Below are 15,818 nucleotides of genomic sequence, written 5' to 3' on the forward strand. Positions count from 1 at the left end.
GACTGTTCATGCGTAATCTGATTTTTGCCAGTGTGTGCCTGCTCTCCACCGCCCTCGTCGGCTGCCAGCAGCAACCGCCCGCCAACGACCAGCTGGATGCGGTGCTGTGGACCCAGACCTCCATCGAGCACGAGCTGATCTACCGCCAGGTGTTCGCCAACGCCACTCGCCAACTGGACGTGGCCCTCAAGACCCCGGACTGGGACGCCCTGCCCTTGCCACCGCGCAATCTGGCCGGGCTGCCGCCAGCGGTGATCGTCGACATCGACGAGACCGTGCTCGACAACATCCCGCTGAATGCCCGGGACGTCGTCAACAACCAGGTCTACTCCTACGACCGCTGGAACACCTGGGTCGACCAGGCCAAGGCCCAGGCGCTGCCGGGCGCCGTGACGTTCCTGCAGGCCGCCAAACACAAAGGCATCACGGTGTACTACATCACCAACCGCGAGCAAAGCCAGGTCCAGGCCACCGTCAACAACCTGCGCCTGCGGGGCTTTCCGGTGGACAGCGAGCAGCAGGTACTGGCTGCCGGCACGCCCATTGGCGGCTGCGAACACGCCGGCTACGGCAAGAACTGCCGACGCCAATGGGTCGCCCAACACGCCCGCGTGCTGATCCTGGCGGGTGATTCCCTGGGGGATTTCGTGCAGGCCGAACACAACACCCTGGACGCCCAGCGCAAGGCCGCCGAACCCTACCTGGGCTGGCTCGGCCAGCGCTGGTTCGTGCTGCCCAACCCGACTTACGGCAACTGGTACAGCGCGCCGTATGGCGACCAGGAAAAACTGCCCTTTGAACGCAAGCGCCAGCTCAAGCAACAGGCGCTGCACCTGCAAAACTGACCCTGAGGGGACCGTATGACGCCGCTGGAAATAGTCGCTGTGATCTTCAATATTGCCGGGGTGTGGCTCACCGCCCGACGGGTGCGCTGGTGCTGGCCGGTCAGCGTGGTCGCGGTGTTGCTGTACGGCTGGATCTTCTTCGACGTGAAGCTGTATTCCGACATGCTCCTGCAACTGGTCTTCGCTGTGTTGCAGGGCTACGGCTGGTGGCGCTGGAGCACCGGGCGCATCGACGCGGGCAAGGTGCGGGTGGAACGGCTGCCGGTCCAGGAAGCATGGCGGCACCTGCTCGCCGGGGTGATCGGCGCGCTGCTGCTGGGCGCCGCCATGCACCACTTCACCGATGCCGCACTGCCGTGGCTCGACTCGCTGCTCACCGCTTTCAGCCTGGTGGCCAGCCTGTGGGCGGCGCGCAAGTATGTGGTGAGCTGGTGGCTGTGGATCGTGCTGGATACGGTCTACGTGGGCCTTTTTGTGTACAAGGACCTGCAACTGACCGCTGCGCTGTATGCCGGGTTTGTGGTGCTGGCGGCGTATGGGTTGGTGTCGTGGCAGCGTGACCTGCGCCAACAGGAACGGTAGAGTCACGCCCACGCCCGGCCTGCACACGGAACCCCAGGATGCCTTTCGACCCGATTTCACCGCACTACCAGCGCATTCGCGAACAGATCGCCCACGATATCGCGGCGGGTGTGCCGCAGGCGGATGAGAAATTCCCGTCCGAACGGGAGATGATCGAGCGCTTCGGCTGCACCCGGGTCACCTTGCGCCAGGCCTTGCAGCAACTGGAAGCCGAGGGCCTGGTGTACCGGGAAAACCGTCGCGGCTGGTTTGTCAGCCCCCGGCGCATCCGCTATGACCCAACACGCATCAGCGGCTTCATGGATTACGTAAGTGCCCAAGGCCGTACGCCGCGCACCGAATGCCTGCACGCAGAGCTGCGCCCCGCGGGCGACTGGCTGGCCAGGCGGATGGGTCTCGCGTCGGCGGATGAGCCGATGTTTTTCCTGCAACGGCGGCGCTGGATCGACCGGCGGCCGGTGTTGCTGGAGTTCAACGCGCTGCTGGCCAGCTGGTGCCCTGGGCTGCTGGACGCCGACTTGAATACCTCGCTGACCCAACTGCTGCGGGAGCGGTTTTCCCGGGTGCTGTCGCGGTGTGAGCTGGAGATGCACATTGGCACGGTGAATGAAGAACAGGCCGAGTTGCTGCAATTGTCCACCGGTTCCACCAGCGTGTATCTGGAACGCTTGAACTTCGGCGAGGATGACCAGCCGGTGGAGTTTGACCAGGAATTCTGGCGTCCGGATGCATTGTCCGTCGTGATGGAGACGCGCTACCCCGGGACGTGAATTTCACACCTGTGAAAGCTTGTGACTTGTTGCCAACGAACCCGTTTTCACTCGCTTGCAGCCCCTACTATCGAGTCCTCGTGCGCCCCTCACATGGACTGAACCGATGATCACCCGCCCCGAAAAATCCGCGTCGCCCCGCGTCGATCAACCCAACGCTCCCGAGCGGGTTTTCGACGCCGTCCTGAACAAAGCCAAGATCCTTGCCAGCACCGGGCCGGGCGACAAAACCGTCAAGCCCGAGGACTACAAGGAAGTCACCGCCCTCCCGGCCAAACTCGACATCGACAAGCTCAAGGTCATTTCCGAAGACAAGGACGCCGGGGTGATCTACTTCGAACAGGACGGCGCCAAATACAAGATCAGCGCCGAGGGTGCGGCCAACGCCCAGGACGGCTTCGACGTATTGAAGAACCTGCGCTTCGGCCATGCCGTAGCCCCGGTCAACCAGGGCGGGCCCGACGAAGGTACCCCGCTGTACACCTTCCTCCAGACCCTGGCCGAAACCCAGGGCACCCCGGCCGGCAAGGCCATCGTCGAAAGCCTGAAGAACCCCGACCAGCAACTGCTGCGCGAAGACGGCGACGGCGTGCGCCTGGCCAACATCAAATCCGTGGACAAGGCTGAAGACGGCATCCTCAAGGTCAGCCTTGAAAACGGCAAGACTCTGGTCATTTCCGAATTGCTCACGCCCCAGGCGTTCAGCACCTACACCCAGGCCGGGGTGACCAAGGAAGCCCTCAATGACGGCAAATCCAAAGGTTATGAAGAAGTCACCAGCCTGCCGGGCGACCTCGATTTCAGCCAGTTGAAAGTGGTGTCCGAAGACAGCAGCGCCGGAGTGATCCTGTTCGAACACCAGGGCCACAAGTACGCGGTCAGCAAGTCCGAAGCCGACCTGCCGCAGCCCGGCGCCGACCTCAGCAACCCCAACCCCAACGCGGCCGGCACCTTCTACAACTTCCTCCACGCCGTGCACGCCAGCGAAGGCTCGCAGGCCTTCGACTACATCAAGAACGCCCAGTCCCTGCCCGGCCAGGAACTGCTGCGCAAGGACGAGGCCAGCCTGAAGCTGGGCGACATCAGCAAGGTCGACGCGCCCATGGACGGCATCCTGGTGGTCAACCAGGCCGACGGTAAACTGCTGGTGGTGTCCAAGGACATCACCCCCGAAGCCTTCGCCGCCTACACCAGCAAGGGCCAAACCCTGGCCGGCATCGAAAAGGCCAAGGGCGACGGCTACACCCTCGCCGCCCCGGACGCTTACCTGGCCTCCACCGAAGACATCATGAGCGTCGGCGGCGCCGGTGATTATGGCCCGGGCCTGATCGCCTTCACCCAGCACAAGCCGGGGGGCAGCGAAGAGAAAATCGTGGTGTCGCAAGACAGCAATCCACAGATGTTCGAGCAGATTTCCAGCTACCGCAGCGACATCGCCGCGCAAACCACCGACGTCGACAAGCTGCGCACCGACAACGGCCTGCCGCCCCTCAAGGACGTCTCCGTCGACAACCTCACCACCACCGAAAAAGATGAAGGCGGCAACCCGCTGTCGGTGCAGGACCTGTCGATGAAGACCCTGGTGGACAGCTACCGCGCCGGGGTCAAGGACGGCAGCATCGGCAAGGACGACCCGCGCGCCAAGTTCCTGCGGGCGGTGGAAGCCAGGAGCATGGCCGACAACGGCATGTCGATCATTCCCGAGCACGGCTTCGGCAACCAGGGCATCGCCACCACGCCCATCGACGTGACCTCGCGGGACGTACGCGACAACATCTTCGACACCAAGGCCATCGACCAGACCATCAACGACCTGCTCGGCGACTCGACCATCCAGCACGACATCAAGGCCAACCACGACGCAGCCCTGGGCAAGGTCGACGGCGGCCAGGCGAAGGTCGATGAGACCAGGCAGCGCCTGATCGACAGCACCTCCTCGGAGAACTTCACCCAGTACATCAAGTCCCTGCAGGACAGCGGCAAGACCGAACTGGCCACCCAGGAAATCCAGACCGCCTACACCGCCCTGGCCGATATCGACCCGGCCAAGGCCGACAACTTCCTGCAAAACCTGCAGATCGACGGCTACACCGATGCCGTTGAAAAGCTGATGGACGATCCCACCAAGATCTCCGACGACAACACCGCCCTGGCCACCACCGACAACACCATGGCAATCCTGTCGATGCTCAAGGGCAGTGCCGACGGCCTGCCGCGCCAGGCGCTGGGTGTGTATTCGAAGTTCGTCGACCAACTGCTCAAGGACAAAAACGCCGCCGCCGATTTCGGCAAGGCGATGATTTCCCTCGGCGACACCTGGCAGAAAAACGGCGTGATCAGCTTCAGCGACATCGACAAGGCCGTGAGCAAGGAGATCATGCCGGGCCTCAGCGAAGAGAACCGCAGTTCGTTCGTGAAGAACCTCAACTTCCTCAAGGACAACGGCGTACTCGGCTCAGTGGGCGGCGCGATCGGCATGGGCCGTATCGTCTACCAACTCGCCGGACAAGGCGGCAAGCTGGCGGATACGCCGATGAAACGCCTGGGCATCGCCAACGACTTCCTTGGCTTCCTTGGCACCGGCTCGCACTTCGCCACGCTGGGCTTGAAGGTCTACGACAAGTTGCGCGGCACCAACGCCTACAAGCTGATGGGCTTCGACCGTTCCCTGCCCGACCTGTGGGCCAAGCCCGGCGAGGGGTACCACGCGCTGCCCAAGGACGCCGAGGCGGTGCAGAAGAAGTACTTCGACATCGTCGACCAGGCCATGGACGACGGCAAGGACGTGGGCAAGGCCCTCAACAGCGGCGGCTGGAGCGACGAAGGTGCGGCGAAGATCCAGGAGGGCATTGAAAAAGGCATCGCCAGCCGCGGCGGCGTGGCCGGGGCCGGGTTTGGCGCGAAGTTCGCCAGCAGCGCGATCAAGGTGATCGGCATGGCCACCGACGTGGCAGGCGGCGTGATCAGTGTGGTGCAGGCGGCGTTTACCTTGCGTGATGGTGTGCGCGAGAAAGACCCGGTGAAAATCGCCTCGGGCTCACTGTCGATGGCCGGTGGTGTCAGCAGCCTGGTGGGCGCGGCCGGCGGCGTGCTGGGCACGCTGGGGGTGACCGGGCGGATCATTCCGTTCCTGGGACCGGTGGGTTTCTTGATCTCCGGCGCGTTGTCGTTTGTCGGGGCGATCTTGAGCACGGTGCAGTCCCACAAGCTGCACAAGATCTCGATGCAGAACTGGGACCAGATCCAGGACTTCAAGCAGGACGGGCTGCTCAAGCCCAACGGGGATGAAGCATACGTGTGGTTGCAGACCTACCTCTCCGACTGGGGCCAGCGGGATGCGCCGCAGGACCAGAGCATTTTTGATTTCCGCAAGGAAGAGTGGGATGCGCGGTCGAGTATCCGCGGGGGCGACCATCGGCGGGACCACCCGGACTTTATCGGGGACGGGAATAACCGTAACTCAGAGGACTACAAGTACTCGCTGAAACCGTCGGAATGGACCAATGAGAACCACGACATTATCTGGCGGGTGGGGGATGGGTATGGGGGTGAGTACCATGATGTGGACAAGCCATAACTGAACTTCCTGACACCCGGCAGAACCCATGTGGGAGCGGGCTTGCTCGCGAAGGCGGTGTGTCAGTCACTGAAAATGTTGACTGACCCACCGCCTTCGCGAGCAAGCCCGCTCCCACATTTTGATCGGTGTTCGGCTCAAGATCGTCAGATCAACCGCGCCGCCACCAACCAGTCCGCCACCGCCTGGAACGAAGCATCCGGCACCGGATCCCCCGGCACCGTCTTGCGCGCAATCGCTTCCGCCAAGCCCTTGTCCGGCGCTTGCGGTATCCCTAAATCAAACGCCTCCTGCAACATCCCCAACGCTTCCTCCGGCGAAGCGCGGCACACCACCACCGGCACCGGCGTTTCACCACGCACATAACGCACGCCTATCACCCAGCCATCGGTGGTGCCGATCATCATCGACGCCCGGCCCAACCCCAGCTTGGTGGCCAGCGCCTGCATCTCCTGGCGCTGGCGTCGCCGTTCGCTCTTGATCAACGGGTCGCCGTCAATGTCCTTGCGCTCGCGCTTGGTCTCGCTGCGGGTCATTTTCATGTCGCGGCCGAACAGCCAGCGTTGCATCAACACATCCACCCCGCCCACCAGGATGAAGGCCGCGAGTACGGTAAACACCAGCGGCTTGAGCACCAGGAAAAACGTCGACTCGATACACCCCGCGCCACACCGCGACGACTCCATCAACGCCTGCAACGCATGCCGCCCCACCACGTAGAACGCCACAGCCAGCACATGCACCTTGATCAGGCCCTTGATGAACTCCACAAAGTTGCGCAGGGCAAACAGCTTCTTGAAGCCTTCCGCCGGGTTGATACGCTTGAACTCCGGCTTGATCGGCTCCACGGAAAACACAAAGCCACGCATGGTGATGATATTGGTCAGGATCACCACCCCGGTGGTCACCGCCATCACCGGCAGGGTAATGCCGATCACCAGTTGCTCGGCATGGTCCAGCACCCGTGGCCAAACCGTGGCGAAGGGTTCGATGTAGATCTGCGCAGTCAGGTCGATCAGCGCCGTGACCTGGGCCTGGGCCCGGGGCGCGAGGATGGAAATGCACAGGGTGCAGAACAGGATGACCATGCCCGAGACCAAGTCCTGGCTCTTGGCGACCTGGCCTTTCTTTCGCGCGTCCTTGAGTTTTTTATCCGTGGCCGGCTGGGACTTCTCTTCGCTGGTATCGCCCATGCGCTACTCCATGCCCGCGAGGGTTTTCAGCAGCTCCACCGTGCCGCGAAATTCCGCCAACTGGTCCAGCATCAACGGAATCAGGAAGCCGATATAGATCACCATCAGGATCGAGAAAAACAGGTTTTTCACCGGTAACGACAGGTCGAAAATATGCAGGTTCGGCGCCATCCGCGACAGGTACGCCAGCATCAAATCAGTGACCAGCAGCGAGATGATCAGCGGCGACACCATCAGCACTCCGACGCGCATGATCTGGTCGAGAATCGACAGCACCGCCAGCAACGCCGAGCTGGCAAACACCGGGGTAAACGCGGTCACCGGCCACAGCTGGTAGCTGTGGTAATAACCGTCGACCATCAGGATAAAACCGCCGGACATGAAGAACAGCGTGATCAACATCACCGTCAGCAAGGTGGACATCACACTCGACTCCCCGGTGGACAACGGGTCCACCAGTTGCGCCATGGTCGAACCGCGCTGCAGGTCGATCAACTCCCCCGCCACTTCCGCCGCCCAGAACGGAATGCCGAACAACAGGCCGATCAGGATGCCGATCAGGAATTCCTTGATCAGCAACCCGGCGATAAACAGGCTGCCGTGGTTGGGCATCGAGGTCATGGCGTCGAACACCGGCATGAACATCGGGATCGAAATCGCCACGGCCACGCAGCCGCGAATCATTCCGGTGAGCCCGAGGCGGTTGAACGCCGGGGTGATCACCACCACGCCCATGGCCCGGCAGGCCGCCAGCGAGGCCGAGCTGATCACCGGGTAGGCGACTTCGAGAAACTGTGCGGTAAGGCTGGCATCCATGGGCGGTCAGCGCGTCCACAAGGGAAAATTGTCCAGCACCTGGCTGCCGAGTTCCGCCACTTGCCCGGCCAGCACCGGGCCGAGAAACACGATAGTCAACAATACCGCCACCAGCTTCACCACCTGGGGCAGGGTCTGGTCCTGGATCTGGGTCAGCGCCTGGAACAGGCCCACGCTCAAACCCACGATGATCGCCACCCCCAGCGCAGGCGCGGAGAGCATCAGCACGGTCATCAGTGCCTGTTTCATCAATGACAGGAAAACGTCCTGGCCCATGGGTCGTGCCTCAGCCGTAACTCAGAATCAAACCGTGCATCAGGCGCGACCAGCCGCTCAATGACACGAACAGGAAGATTTTCAGCGGGATCGAAATCAGGTTCGGCGAGACCATCGACATGCCCATCGCCATCAACACGTTGGACACCAGCAAGTCCACCACCAGGAACGGGATGTACAGCAGGAACCCGATCTCGAAGGCCCGGGTCAGCTCCGAACTGACAAACGCCGGGATCAGCACCACGAGGTCATCATCCCGCAGGTCGGCACGGGCTTCCGGCGACCAGATGGTCTCGGTGGCCTGCACAAAAAAGCCGCGCTCGGATTCGTTGGCAAACCGTGCCAGGTGCGCCTGTAGCGGCGGGCGCAGGGCGTCGCCGAGGTCCTTGAGTTGCTCGACGTGCTCGATATTCAGGTCGCGGCCCTCTACCTGGCGGTACATGTCGCCAATCAACGGCGTGGTGACGTACACCGAGAGAATCAGCGCGATGCCGTACAGCACCAGGTTCGGCGGCGTCTGCTGCACGCCCAGGGCGTTGCGGATCAGGAACAGCACCACCGAGATTTTCATGAAGCCGGTGAGGGTCACCACCGCCAACGGGATCAACCCGATGGTGGCAACCACCAGGATGATCTCGATCAGGTTCGGCTGATAACCGGTCATGGGGTGGCGAAACTCAGCAGGCGCACGCCCAGGCCGTCACCGATTTTCACCAGTTGGCCCTGGCCGACGCGACGGCCGTTGACCATCAGGTCGACGCCATCCACGGTCGGCGTATTCAGTTGCAGCAGGCTGCCCGCCCCCAGTTCCCGCAGTTGCGCCAGGGTCAGTTCCAGGCTGCCGACCTGGCACACCAGCTTGAGGGGCAAATCGTCCAGGGCCGCGGCGGCATCGACGTCAGTCATTGTGTTCTCCATGTCCAAAAGGGGCGTGTTCAGAGGTTCCTGCACCTGCAGCGACGAGCCGTCGCGCTGGCAGCGGGCTTGCAGGCGGCCCTCAAGGTCCAGCAGCCAGCCGCTGCCAGGTTCGAGCATCAGCACATCGCCGGGCTGCAGGCTGCGCAGCTCGCCGAGGCTCAACCATTGCCGCCCGGCCACTACTGACAGCGTGTGGCGCAACGCCGGCAACGGGTCGGCGTCGATCTGGCCGTGCTGGTCCAGCAACTGGCCCACCAGCACTGCAGCGCTTTCACTCAAGTCCAGTTGGGCGGCCATTGGCGGGTTGTTGCCGAAGGTCAATGTCAGTGCCAGATGCACTGCATAAGGCCGCAGGTCGTCACTGGTTTCAAGCAGTTGCACGGGGTGGCCGAGCAACGGTTCGAGGCGCTCGATCAGGTCCAGCACGGCCAGTTCCAGCAGCAGCGAACGCGGTAATGCCGGCAGCACTTGCGCGTCGAACTGCAACGCCAGCGGCACCAGTACTTGTTCCAGGGCGGCAGCCGAGAGTCGCAAGCGCACCGGTGACTGGCCGAGCAACAGCAACACATCCCGGGGTGTTTTCAGCGGCTGGGGATCGGCGGCCCAGGCGACGCTCAGATCCTGCCCGGCGCAGCGGCCCTGCCACGCATGCCGCCGGCGGTGCAATTGGTTATGCAGCGTGAGCAGCGCCGGGTCGTAGTGCTCAAGCCAGGGCGCCAACGGGTCGGCAAGGGCCACGATCATGTGCCGAGTCCTTGTTCTTCACGCAGCTCGCCGGCCACCCGTTCGCTGCTTTCACGCCCGTCCAGCAGGCTTTGCCAGGCATCGGACTGGCGCTGGCGGCTCAGGCGCTCCTGGCGAAACAGCTCACGCTCGCGCTCCTGGGTTTGCAGGGTACTGGACACGTGGCTGACGTCGCCTTCAAGCACCTGCTCATCGTCGGCCAAGCCCCGCAGGCGATCCTGGGCGGCCTGCCAACTGGCCACCGACAGGCCTTCGGTCAGCGAGGCGTAAATCTCGCCGGCTTCATGGGCAACGGCCTCACGGTGCAGGCGCAGTTGTTCCTTGGCGTCGGTCAAAGCGCCGCGGGTTTGCGCGCAGCGTTGCTGTTGCGCCGCCAACTGGCTCGCCGCCCGCTGTTCGCGCAGCACCCGCAGGGTTTGCAGGGTGCGCAGTTGTTCAGTCTTCATCGGTTCTTTTCTCCATCGTCATACCAACAGCGCACTCACTGAGTGCATGAAGATCGAATGTGGGAGCTGTCGAGCCCCGGCGAGGCTGCGAAAGCGGTGGGTCAGGCAACATTGATGTTGGCTGTGCTGACGCCATCGCAGCCTCGCTGAAGCTCGACAGCTCCCACACTGGAGCTCGCTGCGCTTTCGGGCTCATGCCAGCACCTGGCGCATGCGGATCAAGGTGTGTTCGGGGCTGCTGGGTTCGTCGGCGCTCTGGCGCAGGAAGGCTTCAATTGCCCCATGGCGGGTGATCGCTTCGTCGGCCAGCGGGTCGCTGCCGGCGGAGTACTCGCCGACGCGGATCAGCATTTCGATCTCGCCGTAGCGCGCCATCAATTCACGGATGCGCATCGCCAGGCGCTTGTGTTCATCACCGGCGACCTGCTCCATCAAGCGGCTGCGGCTGCGCAGCACGTCCACCGCCGGGAAATAGTTGCGCTGCGCCAGTTCGGCGCTGAGGGCGATATGCCCGTCGAGGATCGAACGCGCTTCCTCCGCCACCGGATCGCTGGCGGCGTCGCCTTCGGTGAGCACGGTGTACAGCGCGGTGATGCTGCCGGCAGGGCCCGGGCCGGCGCGCTCGAGCAACTTGGGCAAGGTGGCAAAAAACGACGGCGGATAACCGCGGCGGGTCGGCGGTTCACCCACGGCCAGGCCGATTTCGCGCTGGGCGCGGGCGAACCGCGTGAGGCTGTCCATCAACAGCAGTACATTGCGGCCCTGGTCGCGGTGGTACTCGGCCAGGGTGGTGGCGACAAATGCCGCGCGCACCCGCTCGGCGGCCGGGCGGTCGGAGGTGGCGACGACAGCAACGGTGCGTGCGCGGGCCGTGGCGTCCAGTTGCACGTCCAGCAGTTCGCGCACTTCCCTGCCCCGCTCGCCGATCAAACCGATGACAATCACATCGGCCTCGCTGTTGCGGATGATGCTCGCCAACAAGGAGGATTTGCCCACACCGGGCTCGCCGAAGATGCCCATGCGCTGGCCCTGGGCGAGGGTCAGCAAGCCGTCGATGGAGCGGATGCCCAACGCCATGGAGCGCACGATCAATTGCCGGGAGAACGGGGCCGGTGGCTCGGCATGCAAGGGGTAGGTCTGCAGGTTCAGGGTTGGCGGTACACCGTCACCGTCGAGAAACTCGCCCATGGGGCTGATCACTCGTCCCAATTGCGCATCGCCCACGGCCACACCCAGGCTTTCGCCGGTGGCAGTGATTTGCGTGCGGGTCGACAGGCCTTCCATGGAACCGATGGGCGACAGGATCGCTTCGTCGCCATCAAAACCGATCACTTCGGCGCTGAGGCTGCGACCACTGACCGGGTCGCGCAGGTGGCATAGCTCACCGATGCTCGCGCCCGCCACGCTGGCCCGCAGCAACACCCCGCGAATGCTCAGCACCGTGCCCTGCATCGGACGCAAGCGGGCCTGGGAAAGCCGCTCGGTCAGGCGCGGCAGCAGTTGATCGAGGTTCATGCCACGCCCTCTTCGGCAAAGGGCAACAGGCTGCGGCGCAGGCTTTGCAGTTGCGCCTCCAGCCCCAGCTCAACCGAACCCGCCGGGCTGCTCAGGCGGGCCTGGCCGGCGCCCAGTTGCGCATCGGCCTCCACGGCGATGCCGTCCTTGAGCAACTGTGGGCGCAGGGCATTCACTTCGGCGGGCGGCACCCACAACGTCAAGGCCTGGCCCTGGCGAAACGCGCTCAGGGCCTGGCGTGTACAACGCACCACGCGGTCGGTGTCATCCAGTTCGCCAAGTACTTCACGCACGATGCCCAGGGCCAGGTCCGCCAGCGACGCCTCAAGCCCGGCCAGGTAATGCTGGACCTCGGCCTGGGTTTCCAGCAGCAACTGTGCAACCTGTTCGGCACCTTCGCGGCGCGCACTTTCAAAACCCTCGGCGCGGGCGGTGTGCAGCCATTGGTCGCTGTCGGCCTTGATCTGCTCGGCGTGCGCCCTGGCGGCTTGCACAAAGGCAAAGCCATCGGTCCATAACGCCGCTTCATCGGCGCGCAAAATCCGCGCGGCTGGGCGGCTGGGTAATTCACTCATGGGCAAGCTCCTCGGCGAGTAACCGGGCGGCGACGGTCTGGACGATCTCCAGGTCGCGGGGCAAGCGCCCGCTGTAGCCCTTGGGTGCGACAAACCGCAGGGGCAGCCAGCCTTGCAACTCGGCAGGCTGGGCTTGCAGCCAGGCAGCGACACAGGTGAGGCCATCGCGGTCGATGGCGTCGATCAACTCGGCGGGCTCGCGCAGCAGGTCGGCCGCGCCGCCCAACTGCCGGTGCGCGAGGGCCAGGGCAAAGGCTTCCTGGCCAAGGCCCTCGCGCAATTCATTGACCACTTCGCGGCGGATCTCCCGGCTCAGGGTCGAGCCATGCCAGATCGCACCACACAGCCTGGGCAGACGCGCAAATTGCGCCGGGCTCAGCAGCAGCACCGGCAAATCAGCGGCGGGCGGCGTGACCAGATGCGCCAGCGGCGCCAGCTGATAATGGCTGGCCAGCAGTTGCTCCAGCCGCGAGCGAAAACGCGGCTGCCCATGCAGGGCTTGCAGCACCTCGACCGGCAGGCCTTCGCCAAAACACTCGCCAAGGCTTTGCTCGCGCACAAACTGCAACGGCTGGGCGATCAGCCCCTGCCAACGCTCAACCAGGCTCATTCACCCTCCTTGAGCACATACAACGCCTGGGCCTGGCGCCGCGCCCATTGCTGGCGGGCCAACACACCACCCGCGCCGAGGGCGAGCAGCAGCAAGCCACCGAACAGCAACCGCGCCTGGTTGAGGTTGTCTTCCAACAGCCACAGGCCCATGAAACGCGCGAGTCGCGGTTGCGCCGGGTTCTGGCTGATGGACACCGCGGCCTTGATCGCGGTCACCGACACACCGTCATAGCTCAGGCCGGAAATGCCGTTGGCCACCAGGGTCTTGATCTGCGGAATCAGCGTGTTGATGTCGGTGCCCGGGTCGTAGCGCACCAGCACCGAGGCCGACGACGGCGAAATCACCCGCTTGAGCAGGTCATTGTCCGGCAGCACCACGTGCACCCGCGCCGAGACGATGCCGTCGATCTGCGACACCGAGTGGGACAGTTCTTCGCTCAAGGCATAGATCATCTGCGCCCGCTCCTGCACCGGCGACGACACCAGGCCATTGCCCTTGAACACCTCGCCCATGTTGGAAAAGCTCTGCTGCGGCAGGCCGGCGTTGTCCAGCAGGGTCATGGCCTCGGCGAAGCGCTGTTCGTCGACCACCACTTTCAACTGGCCGTTGTCCTGCACCTTGCGCGTCGCCGGGATGCCGTCGCGCAGCAGCACCGCGACCATGGCGTTGGCGTCGCGCTCGCTGAGGTTGGTGTAGAGGTCCATGTCGCAGGCCTGCAAGAGGCTGGCGAGCACGCCGATCAGCAGCAGGCGCAGGGCACGATTCGGGCTTGGCATGGCGTTATTGACCCTTGAGCAGCGTGTTGGCGGAACCGGAAATCTGCGTCGCACCGCGCACCACCATCTGGGTTTCGATGGAGTAGTCGAACATCTTGCCCAGTGAATGGACGATCTGGTCGACCTGCTGCTCGGCAACTTTCTTGCCCGGTTCTGCGGTGGGCGAGGCACCCGAGGTGCGGATATCCGCAGCGGCCACTTGCGGCGGCGCCGAGGGGTTATTGGTGAGCAAATCGGCGCGCTCGGAAAAGGTCCGGGAGCGGTCGATAAAACTGTTCAGGCGCTCCATCAGCCCCGAGCCGATCTGATGGGGGCTGGCGCCCTCGGGCATGCCCTTGGCCGTATTGGCCATGTGCTCGAACAGATTCTGCGAGGCCCCGGCGGGCCCCGCGCCGGCGGACGGCGGCAAGGCCGTGGCGCTGGCAGCGAGACTGATGGTCATGGGTGCGCCCTACTCTTCGTCGTCATCGGACATGGCGTCATTCAGCATTTCCTGGGCCTTGGGCATGATGATGAATTGGCCGCCGATGGTGACCGCCTGGGTGATCAGGGCATCGGTGAATTCGGCGTCGGTCATCTCCGGTTTATCGGCGCTCTTGGCGTTGTCCACCGCGGCGTTGAACTTGGCTTCAGGGCTGGCGCCACCGGGGGCGAGGTTGCTGTCTACGGCGGTTACGGACATGGTCATGCTCCTTTACTGGGGTTGGGGTGAATCAAGGGGTTTCAGTGCTCACCTGGGCGCCGCGAAACACCCGCACGCCGTGCTCGCGCGCCACCACCGGCGCGGCGGCCTTGGGCTGCAGGTGATCCACATGCTGCTGGACCAGCGCCAGGTACGGCGGCGGCCCGGAGACGAAGACTTCATCGCCCTCGGGGCCGTTACGCATCGATAACTGCTGGCCGAACACATCGAGGTTGTTCAGATAGGCCTGCAACTGATCCAGGTTCAGGGCGCTGGCCTTGAACAGCCTGGTGGTGATTTCATCGCTGGCATTGAGGTACAGCAGGTTGCCGTCGAAATACCAGGTCAGGCCATTGGTGCTGCACAGCGTCTGCAAAAACTCCCCGGCGGTGGCTGCACGCACCGTGCTGCGGGCCTTGCCGCGGACCTTGTCGGAGAGCACCAGCGGGATATCGAGGTTGTGGCCGAACTCTTCGAGGGCGGCGCGCACGTCCTGGTCCACCAGCACATAGGCGTAGGGTTTGGCGAACCATTCGGGCTCTTCGTCGGCGTGGGCGATCGAGGCACCCAACAGCACCGACAGACATAGGAGCGCCATGGAAAATATGCTTACATGACGTCCGCCTTCGCCCAACGAGTTGTGACGATGACCAAACACTTTTTGCTTGCCGGCAGCCTGTTGCTGGCTGCCTGTTCCAATACTGCGCCGAGCGATTCCGACCGCTCGCTGAAGCTGGCCGACGACCTGAACAAACGCGGCGACTACGCCAGCGCGGCGGCGCTGTACGAACGTGCGGCCCAGCAACCGGGCGCAAGCATCGACTTGTGGCTCAAACTCGGCCAGGCGCGGCTCGACGGCAACGACGCATCCGGTGCCGAGCGCGCCTTCCAACAAGCCCTCGGCCTTCAAGCCCACAACGCCGACGCCCTGCTGGGACTGGGCACCGCGCAACTGCGCCTTGGCAAAAGCCAACGCGCCGTGACCGCCCTGGCCCAGGCCGCCGAGGCCAGCCAGTCGCCGGTCGCCTACACCCGACTGGGCATTGCCCAGGTGTTGAACGGCCAGGCCGTCGCGGCACAAACCGCGTTCGCCAAAAGCCTGGGCCTGCAACCCGACGACCTCGACAGCCGCTGCAACCTGGCCCTGGCCTACGCCCTTGGCGGCCAGGCGCAACAGGCATTGGACACCATCGCCCCCGTCACCCAATCGCCCCGAGCGTTGCCACGGCATCAGCGCAATGAGTTGTTGGTGCTGGTGTTGGCGGGTTACGAACAACGGGTGGCCAGCTTGCCGCTGGACGATATACCGGCGGCTGAGCGCGCACGCCTGATCACGGAGGCCAACCGCATCAAAGCCATCAGCGATCCGATTGCGCAAGCGCGGGAATTGGGGCTGGTGGATACGCACTAAATCCAACTGCTTTTGATCTTGCTGTTGCCCTGCTTTTGACGTTGCTTTTGATCTATCAGGCCCCGTTAAACCACGCTGG

At 63.9% G+C, this 15,818-nt stretch carries 18 protein-coding genes; 5 read left to right on the plus strand and 13 right to left on the minus strand.

The genetic code is table 11. The features are described 5' to 3' along the window. Nucleotides 1-8 precede the first annotated feature (8 nt). From HYE77_RS30560 to HYE77_RS30575, 4 genes are all read left to right on the plus strand, one after another. A complete protein-coding gene (locus HYE77_RS30560; RefSeq protein ID WP_003208300.1) occupies nt 9-845 on the plus strand; it encodes a 5'-nucleotidase, lipoprotein e(P4) family in 837 nt (278 codons plus the stop codon). A 15-nt stretch (nt 846-860) separates the two neighbouring features. Continuing rightward, nucleotides 861-1,427, plus strand: coding sequence for a nicotinamide riboside transporter PnuC (gene pnuC, locus HYE77_RS30565; RefSeq protein ID WP_102369486.1), 567 nt, complete (start codon nt 861-863; stop codon nt 1,425-1,427). Between the two features lie 38 nt (nt 1,428-1,465). Then, a complete protein-coding gene (locus HYE77_RS30570; protein WP_003208308.1) occupies nt 1,466-2,197 on the plus strand; it encodes a UTRA domain-containing protein in 732 nt (243 codons plus the stop codon). A 106-nt stretch (nt 2,198-2,303) separates the two neighbouring features. Further along, entirely contained in the window at nt 2,304-5,774 is a 3,471-nt protein-coding gene (locus tag HYE77_RS30575; protein ID WP_177070343.1) for a hypothetical protein, read from the plus strand. Between the two features lie 146 nt (nt 5,775-5,920). Here HYE77_RS30575 and HYE77_RS30580 read toward each other — a convergent pair whose 3' ends face one another. The 13 genes from HYE77_RS30580 to HYE77_RS30640 all read right to left on the minus strand — a co-directional run bounded on the left by HYE77_RS30580 (nt 5,921) and on the right by HYE77_RS30640 (nt 14,926). Then, nucleotides 5,921-6,967, minus strand: coding sequence for an EscU/YscU/HrcU family type III secretion system export apparatus switch protein (locus tag HYE77_RS30580; protein ID WP_003208311.1), 1,047 nt, complete (start codon nt 6,965-6,967; stop codon nt 5,921-5,923). A 3-nt stretch (nt 6,968-6,970) separates the two neighbouring features. Further along, nucleotides 6,971-7,783 carry a type III secretion system export apparatus subunit SctT gene (gene sctT, locus HYE77_RS30585; protein WP_003208312.1) on the minus strand — a complete coding sequence of 271 codons (813 nt, stop codon included), beginning with the start codon at nt 7,781-7,783 and terminating at the stop codon, nt 6,971-6,973. Between the two features lie 6 nt (nt 7,784-7,789). After that, nucleotides 7,790-8,059, minus strand: coding sequence for a type III secretion system export apparatus subunit SctS (gene sctS / locus HYE77_RS30590; RefSeq protein ID WP_003208314.1), 270 nt, complete (start codon nt 8,057-8,059; stop codon nt 7,790-7,792). A 10-nt stretch (nt 8,060-8,069) separates the two neighbouring features. Next, entirely contained in the window at nt 8,070-8,723 is a 654-nt protein-coding gene (gene sctR / locus HYE77_RS30595) for a type III secretion system export apparatus subunit SctR (RefSeq protein WP_003208316.1), read from the minus strand. After that, on the minus strand, nt 8,720-9,721 hold the full coding sequence (gene sctQ, locus HYE77_RS30600) for a type III secretion system cytoplasmic ring protein SctQ (RefSeq protein ID WP_008433160.1): 1,002 nt from the start codon (nt 9,719-9,721) through the stop codon (nt 8,720-8,722). Before sctQ ends, sctR begins: the two co-directional genes overlap by 4 nt. After that, nucleotides 9,718-10,167 (minus strand): hypothetical protein, encoded by a 450-nt coding sequence (locus tag HYE77_RS30605; RefSeq protein ID WP_102606212.1) that lies wholly within the window; start codon nt 10,165-10,167, stop codon nt 9,718-9,720. The genes sctQ and HYE77_RS30605 overlap by 4 nt, the downstream gene beginning before the upstream one ends. 192 nt (nt 10,168-10,359) lie before the next feature. Further along, nucleotides 10,360-11,682, minus strand: a complete 1,323-nt coding sequence (locus HYE77_RS30610; RefSeq protein ID WP_134326971.1) for a FliI/YscN family ATPase — start codon at nt 11,680-11,682, stop codon at nt 10,360-10,362. Beyond that, entirely contained in the window at nt 11,679-12,257 is a 579-nt protein-coding gene (locus HYE77_RS30615; RefSeq protein WP_177070345.1) for a FliH/SctL family protein, read from the minus strand. Before HYE77_RS30615 ends, HYE77_RS30610 begins: the two co-directional genes overlap by 4 nt. Beyond that, on the minus strand, nt 12,250-12,867 hold the full coding sequence (locus HYE77_RS30620) for a hypothetical protein (protein WP_003208324.1): 618 nt from the start codon (nt 12,865-12,867) through the stop codon (nt 12,250-12,252). Before HYE77_RS30620 ends, HYE77_RS30615 begins: the two co-directional genes overlap by 8 nt. Next, nucleotides 12,864-13,646 carry a type III secretion system inner membrane ring lipoprotein SctJ gene (sctJ, locus tag HYE77_RS30625; RefSeq protein WP_003208326.1) on the minus strand — a complete coding sequence of 261 codons (783 nt, stop codon included), beginning with the start codon at nt 13,644-13,646 and terminating at the stop codon, nt 12,864-12,866. The genes HYE77_RS30620 and sctJ overlap by 4 nt, the downstream gene beginning before the upstream one ends. Before the next feature lie 4 nt (nt 13,647-13,650). Beyond that, the gene (locus tag HYE77_RS30630) at nt 13,651-14,088 is read right to left on the minus strand and encodes a hypothetical protein (protein ID WP_003208328.1); all 438 of its coding nucleotides are present in this window, start codon (nt 14,086-14,088) and stop codon (nt 13,651-13,653) included. Nucleotides 14,089-14,097: 9 nt separating this feature from the next. Continuing rightward, nucleotides 14,098-14,328: a hypothetical protein gene (locus HYE77_RS30635; RefSeq protein WP_003208330.1), complete on the minus strand. Its 231-nt coding sequence runs from the start codon at nt 14,326-14,328 to the stop codon at nt 14,098-14,100. 31 nt (nt 14,329-14,359) lie between these two features. Then, nucleotides 14,360-14,926, minus strand: a complete 567-nt coding sequence (locus HYE77_RS30640; protein WP_177070347.1) for a type III secretion protein — start codon at nt 14,924-14,926, stop codon at nt 14,360-14,362. A 48-nt stretch (nt 14,927-14,974) separates the two neighbouring features. On the opposite strand from HYE77_RS30640, the gene HYE77_RS30645 reads away from it, so the two are divergent. Next, the gene (locus tag HYE77_RS30645; protein WP_177070349.1) at nt 14,975-15,739 is read left to right on the plus strand and encodes a tetratricopeptide repeat protein; all 765 of its coding nucleotides are present in this window, start codon (nt 14,975-14,977) and stop codon (nt 15,737-15,739) included. Nucleotides 15,740-15,818 lie beyond the last annotated feature (79 nt).

The sequence above is a fragment of the Pseudomonas sp. IPO3774 genome (assembly GCF_013386835.1).
Classification (GTDB): domain Bacteria; phylum Pseudomonadota; class Gammaproteobacteria; order Pseudomonadales; family Pseudomonadaceae; genus Aquipseudomonas.